7 protein-coding genes and 1 pseudogene are annotated in these 6,849 nt (G+C 41.0%); 2 read left to right on the forward strand and 6 right to left on the reverse strand.

Annotated features, from left to right (window positions below):
* Nucleotides 1–29: 29 nt before the first annotated feature.
* On the forward strand, nucleotides 30–1,418 hold the full coding sequence (gene purB / locus MF4642_RS07915) for an adenylosuccinate lyase (protein WP_078425868.1): 1,389 nt from the start codon (nucleotides 30–32) through the stop codon (nucleotides 1,416–1,418).
* A gap of 96 nt (nucleotides 1,419–1,514) precedes the next feature.
* Nucleotides 1,515–2,171, forward strand: a complete 657-nt coding sequence (locus MF4642_RS07920) for a DUF2238 domain-containing protein (protein ID WP_050764484.1) — start codon at nucleotides 1,515–1,517, stop codon at nucleotides 2,169–2,171.
* Nucleotides 2,172–2,303: 132 nt separating this feature from the next.
* Here MF4642_RS07920 and MF4642_RS07925 read toward each other — a convergent pair whose 3' ends face one another.
* The 6 genes and pseudogenes from MF4642_RS07925 to MF4642_RS17350 all read right to left on the reverse strand — a co-directional run.
* The gene (locus tag MF4642_RS07925; protein WP_004694228.1) at nucleotides 2,304–2,555 is read right to left on the reverse strand and encodes a hypothetical protein; all 252 of its coding nucleotides are present in this window, start codon (nucleotides 2,553–2,555) and stop codon (nucleotides 2,304–2,306) included.
* Nucleotides 2,556–2,730: 175 nt separating this feature from the next.
* Nucleotides 2,731–3,975 carry an FAD-dependent monooxygenase gene (locus MF4642_RS07930; RefSeq protein ID WP_078425869.1) on the reverse strand — a complete coding sequence of 415 codons (1,245 nt, stop codon included), beginning with the start codon at nucleotides 3,973–3,975 and terminating at the stop codon, nucleotides 2,731–2,733.
* Entirely contained in the window at nucleotides 3,972–5,180 is a 1,209-nt protein-coding gene (gene ubiH / locus MF4642_RS07935) for a 2-octaprenyl-6-methoxyphenyl hydroxylase (RefSeq protein WP_078425870.1), read from the reverse strand. The genes MF4642_RS07930 and ubiH overlap by 4 nt, the downstream gene beginning before the upstream one ends.
* 375 nt (nucleotides 5,181–5,555) lie before the next feature.
* A complete protein-coding gene (locus MF4642_RS07940; RefSeq protein WP_010326331.1) occupies nucleotides 5,556–5,945 on the reverse strand; it encodes a tautomerase family protein in 390 nt (129 codons plus the stop codon).
* A gap of 92 nt (nucleotides 5,946–6,037) precedes the next feature.
* A pseudogene (locus MF4642_RS07945) lies at nucleotides 6,038–6,700 on the reverse strand (aminoglycoside phosphotransferase family protein); the annotation flags it as partial.
* Nucleotides 6,701–6,734: 34 nt separating this feature from the next.
* The coding region (locus MF4642_RS17350; protein ID WP_413772799.1) for an IS3 family transposase at nucleotides 6,735–6,849 on the reverse strand (115 nt) is incomplete at its 5' end.

Raw genomic sequence — 6,849 nt, forward strand, 5'->3', positions numbered from 1 at the left:
GTTTTAATTCCAATGTTTAAGGAATCGCTATGAACGCTTTAACCGCACTTTCTCCATTAGATGGACGCTACGCTAGCAAATGTGATGCTCTACGTCCTTTCCTCTCTGAGTTTGGTTTAATCCATGCTCGTGTGACTGTTGAAGTGCGTTGGTTACAAGCGCTTGCGAACCGTCCAGAAATCACAGAAGTTCCAGCATTCAGTGCTGAAACGAATGCTGCACTTGACGCAATTGTTGCGAACTTCTCTGAAGAAAATGCTAACCGCATTAAAGAAATTGAACGTACGACAAACCATGACGTTAAAGCGGTTGAGTATTTCCTGAAAGAACAAATTGCACATATTGATGAGCTTAAAAATGCGGGTGAATTCATTCACTTTGCATGTACGTCTGAAGACATCAACAACTTGTCTCATGCTTTAATGCTTAAAAATGGCCGTGAAGTTTTAGTTGCCGCTATGCAACAAATCATCGATTCAATTGTGGCTTTAGCTGAAACGCATGCTGAACAACCAATGTTGTCACGTACACACGGTCAAACTGCTAGCCCAACAACTTTGGGTAAAGAAATGGCGAACGTAGCTTACCGTTTAGCGCGTCAAATCAAGCAATTCAAACAAGTTGAACTTCTAGGTAAAATTAACGGTGCTGTAGGTAACTACAACGCTCATTACTCTGCTTACCCTGAAATTAACTGGCCTGCTCATTCTCAAGCTTTTGTAGAGTCTTTAGGTTTAACCTTCAACCCGTACACGACCCAGATTGAACCGCATGACTACATGGCGGAATTGTTTGATGCTTTACGTCGTTTCAATACGATTTTGATCGACTTTAACCGTGACGTTTGGGGTTATATCTCGCTTGGTTTCTTCAAGCAAAAACTCAAAGATGGTGAAGTTGGTTCTTCAACGATGCCACACAAAGTAAACCCTATTGACTTCGAAAACTCAGAAGGCAACTTAGGCTTAGCCAATGCTGTACTTGCGCACCTTGGCGAAAAACTTCCAATTTCTCGCTGGCAGCGTGACCTAACGGACTCAACTGTACTACGTAACATGGGTGTTGGTTTTGCACAAAGCTTGATTGCTTTTGAAGCTTGTTCAAAAGGCATTGGTAAACTTGAACTGAATGCTGCACGTATTGATGAAGACTTGAACAATGCGCAAGAAGTTCTAGCTGAACCAATTCAAACTGTCATGCGTCGTTACAACGTTGAAAAACCATATGAAAAACTAAAAGCATTAACTCGTGGTCAAGCCATGACACGTGACATGATGGTTGACTTCGTCAATGGTAATGAACTTGAAGCTGTCCCTGCTGCTGACCGCGCACGTTTAGCGGAAATGACACCTGCAACCTATACAGGTAACGCAGCTGAACAAGCAAAACAAGTTGCTGACTTAATTTCTAAAATCTAATTTTAGAAATTGAAAAAAAGCGAAGCTTAGGCTTCGCTTATTTATCTATAATGCAAACAAGAATCTCCTATATGCATAATTGAAAAACCAATAAAAATGATGACAATCCTTAAAAGTACAACAACGAAAGCTCACTTTGACTATCAACTGAAAAAACCGCATTGGGTTGCGCTCATTGTACTCGCTGTCGCCATTGCTTTCGCATCGATCCACCCCCTTGAAGTCAGCTCTTATATTCTGCATCAGGTCGGAACCGTGTTCATGTTGGTGACGCTGATCATTTGTCTTTATAAAATGGGGCTCAGCTTAATCAGTTTTATGCTATATATTGGGTTTTTGCTGATTCATATACTCGGTGCGCATTATCTATATTCTTATGTGCCCTATAATGAATGGTCTATGCAGTATTTAAATCTAGACCTCAACCAGAGTTTCGGTTGGACGCGGAATATGTATGATCGCTTTGTACATTTAGCGTACGGTTTGCTGCTCTACCCGTTTTTCTACCGTCTGTTTCAAGTGTGGCTGCCTCAACTTTCTAAACTCACCCTATTCTTGCTGGTCATTCAATTTGTGATGGCAAGTAGCCTCATTTACGAATGGATTGAATGGTTTATTGCGATGGGCTTATCGCCTGAAGATGCTGAAAACTACAATGGGCAACAAGGTGATATTTGGGACGCACACCAAGACATGCTTTTAGCCACAGTTGGCGCGATCATCACAGGCATAGCCTGTCTATTGAAAAAGTAGTCATTTTGCCTACCATTCGTCTAGCACAACAACTAACTACGATACAGTACTCATTCAAGCACAAGTGATTTGTATATCAGTTTTAAAAAACAAAAAAAAACACCACGTCAAGCGTGGTGTTTTTTAACTCTCTTAGTCTTTCGCAGACTCATCTGTTGGCACTTCAGTAATTCGGCCACCGCGAGCAAGGAATGCCGCAACTTCGTCTTCAAGTGCTTGGCGTTGTTTTAATTTTGCAGTCACCGTAAGTGTTTCAGCTTCGGCAACATCACCATCACTTGCAGCATTATCAGAAGAATCTGATGCGCCTTTTTCCGCTGCTTGAGCTTCGTCTTCGTCGACTGCTGAGTCTTCTACATCATCATAATCATTTGAATCAGTCATCTTAATCTCCCCACAAATGACATTTTAGGTTCCCATGAATTACTGGTTTCCAATTATGTTGAAATTTAACAAGCTCTCAGCCTTTCGCATAGTCTTATTCAACGGAAAATCGTATCTTTTTTAATCAAAATCGTAATCTTATTTTACGACTGGCTAAAAAATAACACTTCCGTTCTTAGACAGCATAACGCGTCTCTTTGAGCAACCCTAAACCATTGGCCTGTGCCATAAAAGCATCTTTTAATACAGGCAGTTTTTCAACCTGTTTCAAACCAAAGTTTCGCGCCCATACCACAGGAAAGAATTGTGTGGTTTCCATCCAACCGATGGCAGACATGCTATGCATCATGGCATCATTTTGTCCTTTACGGCGGTGTTCATAGCGTTTCAGTGTTTGCTCATGTGCCCACACGCCACGTGCTAGATCATGTAGTAATACATCACACAGTACAGCCGCATCAAGACAACCAATATTCACACCTTGCCCCGCCAACGGATGAATCACATGAGCCGCATCACCAATTAAAGCCAAGCCCGCTTTAACATATTGCTGTGCAGCACGTGCTTTGAGTGGGAAAGTGGCACGCGGTGTCGCTTCCAACACTTCGCCTAACATGTGATGACTTTCTTGCGTTAACAGCTGGGTAAATTCAGCATCTGAAAGTGCAGCATATTCTTCTGCATAATCATCGGGGAGCGTCCATACGATAGACTGCCAATGCCCTGCTTGCTCTGGTTTTAAACTCGCCATTGGTAAAAATGCCAAAGGCCCCGTTTCTAAAAAAATCTGACGTGCAACGTGTTGATGAGGCTGAGCTGTACGAATGGCACAGCTTAGACCTGCTTGTTTATAATCCAGCACATCGATATCGATAAACGCTTGTTCCCGTACAAAAGAGTTTGCACCATCTGCACCAATCACCAGTTTGGTTTTCAACACCGTAGCATCGGCCAAATGGATATACCACAGCCCAACACCTTCTTCGACACGGGCAACTTTAACTTGGGTGCGGTAATCGTTGAGTACAGTAAGCATCTGCTGTTGAATCGCTAAATTAAGCAAACTTGGCTCAACCATAGAACCAAGGGCTTGTTCGCCATGTGGTTCCTGCTTGGACTCATGACCAAAGTTAATTTCACCATAGCCATTTTTATTCCACACCTGCATGCCGCTATACGGCATCTGGCGGGCAATTTTATCCCAAACTTCAACGGTTTTAAGTAGGTGTATCGTCGCTTGACTGAGTGCCAAAACACGTGGGTTTGCAACACTTAAGTTTTTTTGTTCATCTAAAATAGGTGCAGCATCCAGTACGGTAGCCTGCACACCGCCTTGCGCCAAAAGCAAAGCTGTCAGCCCACCGACCAAACCACCGCCAATGATCACGACATCTAAAACATCAGTTTGAACTTGACTCATGCTTTTAGCCCCATGGCATAGTTGGCAACGAGTGGTTTAATGCCTGGAATCGTATCAAATGCGACCAGACCAGTATTCCGAATAAACTTTAAGATTGGATTGCTATTACTAAAGCCTCGTACCACCGAATCACAGAACTTAATTACGCGTTGTTGATCGGTCAAACGTGAAGTCTCATAGGCTTGCAGCATTGCGGCATCGCCCAAGTCGGCATTTTGCGCAATTTGCTCCGTTAAATAACGTACCAAGACGTGCGCATCTCGCATACACAGGTTAAAACCTTGCCCCGCAACGGGGTGAATGGTATGCGCTGCATTACCCATTAAGACCACCCGTCCTACCGCCTGCTTTTCAGCTAACACTTGTGACAATGGAAAACTAAAACGCTTACCTGTTTTTTGAAACTTTCCTGCACGGTCGCCATAAGTGTCTTGTAAGGCATCTAAGAAATGTTGGTCATTTTCATCGCCCAACCATTCACCTTCAGTACCTTTTTTCACAGGCCAAACCACGGAGCGACGGTATTCACCTGGAAGCGGCAACAGTGCCAATGGTCCTAAACTACTAAAGCGCTCGAAACCCACATGGTTGTGCGGTTTTGAAGTTTGTACTGTAGTGACGATAGCGACCTGATCATAATCATGTTCTGAAGCACCAATTCCTAAGGCTTTACGGCAGAATGAATCACGTCCATCTGCAGCAATGACGAGTTTTGCTTGCAATGACAGTTGTTCTTCTCCACGACTCGCGTCTATGTAAGCCATATCGGCATCTTGGGTCAGTTGGGTGACTTGTACACCATCAATCAGCTCAATGAATGGTTGTTTTTGAACTTCTGTCAGTAGCACACGACCGAGCCATGCGTTTTCGATGACCTGACCGAAACTTTCGACTTTTTCTTGTTCTGCTTTAAGACGCGCCTTACCAAAGCTACCTTGCTCGGTGATATTCACTTCTAAAATAGGCGTTGCATGTTCTTGTAAAGCGTTCCATAAACCCAGTTCTTGGTAAATTTGAACTGTACGACGTGACAAGGCGCTGTTTCTTGCATCAAAGCTAGAATGGTATGGCGCAAGGTTTACATCATCATAATTTGGGTATTTGATCGCCTCTAAAAGCTTCACCACAATATTTTGTTTGGCTAACATCAACGCCAGGCTGAGTCCGACCATACCACCACCGACTATGATGACTTCTTGTTGCATGCTTCTATCCTTTTTATGGCGTACCTAAAGTAAAAAACTTCAAATACCTATAAGTTTTAATGGATTTATATTACATCAAAGATTTTCTTTTTTATAATGAAATGGATGTTTTTGCATACTTTCAGCGTAAAGTGTCATGTCATGATTTCTGAAAAGACAATCTTTTCGATTTTCATCAAAACTTCTTCAGGACACTGTTTAAATAGACTTATAAGAAATGTGCAACTTTAAACAAATAATGATCATGAAAAATGAATAATACATAAAAAAGCCCAACCACTTCAGATTGAGCTCTTCAACAAAACATAAGCAATTGAATTTAAAATGTAATTCAAAGGATTACGTATAAGGTGTATTATGTTATTTTTAGCAAATTTAAACATTTACCTTATAATTCAACTGTAGTTCATCCGCATTTCTCCCTCTAATGCCCCAGTTTTCTTTAGGAGTTTCAAATATAGTTATCTCAACATCATTTGAATCAATACCGCATAGATTGTTTATATTTTCGAATAGAGACCTAATAAATGCTTTTTTAGTCTCTTTTGTTCGTCCATCGAACATAGAAATTTCAATAATTATATAAGATTTACTGCGATCTACTGGATATACAAAATTCTTGGATTCTAGTGCGATAAAACGTTGAAACCTTTTCTCTTCAGGGTATTTTAATTCTTTAACTAAAGCCTGATGGATAGCTTTACTTAAATTATCACGATGTAATTCTATTGTTTCATTTAAAGCATAAATTTTTATCTGAGACATTACTTTCTCTAAATTAAAACCCTAATTTTAGCTTAGTTTCTCCCCTATTTAACATAATGGCGCTTATACGCAACAACAGTATTAGAATTCAATCAAAGTGCTTCTAGCTCCTTTAGCACAATTCTCAACGTTCGAATTGCGGAAGCACGAAAAACAGCATTTGTCCCATCAGCAGAAGGATTTTTATCTGTCCAAGCGATTGCTGCAAGACATTGAATGCCAACATAGAATAGAAATTTCATTTTAGGCACAGTCTGCTTATACGTACATACCCAACCCTCTAAAAAAGCATTTCGTAATTCTAAATCAGAGAAATCTATATCCACCCAAATAATTTTAGCTAAATCATAGACCGCATCTCCAATACGAGCAGCGTCGAAGTCTATAATACCCGAAATTCGATTTTCACTGTCTACAAGGATATTTCGACCTATATAGTCACAATGCAGTAAATGAAGCTGTGTCGGCTCACATATCGCTTTAGCGTATTTTCGTAACTCATTCAATTGGTCGCAAAACTCATGATAATCAGATGACAATGGATTTATACGTGACATCCATTTTGAGATCATTAATTCTAATTGTTGCTTCCACAATACCCAATGTGTTGATAAGCCATCACGATCTTGCCAGAACCTCATATTCAATATGCGCGTTTGTGGAAGCGCACGATGAAGTTCGCCCAAAGCTCGTCCTGCATTCCCAAGCAAAGAGATTTTCTGTACCCGCGTACAATTTTTTAATACTTGATGAACCGTACCGGGTTTGTCGGAGGCTTTTTTATTTAAGTTAGGCCACCTGACCTAACGGGTTAATCTTATCATAGTACATTGCTTCAAACTCAAAAGGCGATACATAACCCAGTGCACTGTGTACACGCTTTTTATTGAACCAATATACCCAG

Source organism: Acinetobacter sp. MF4642, from assembly GCF_002018925.1.
Taxonomy (GTDB): Bacteria; Pseudomonadota; Gammaproteobacteria; order Pseudomonadales; family Moraxellaceae; genus Acinetobacter; species Acinetobacter johnsonii.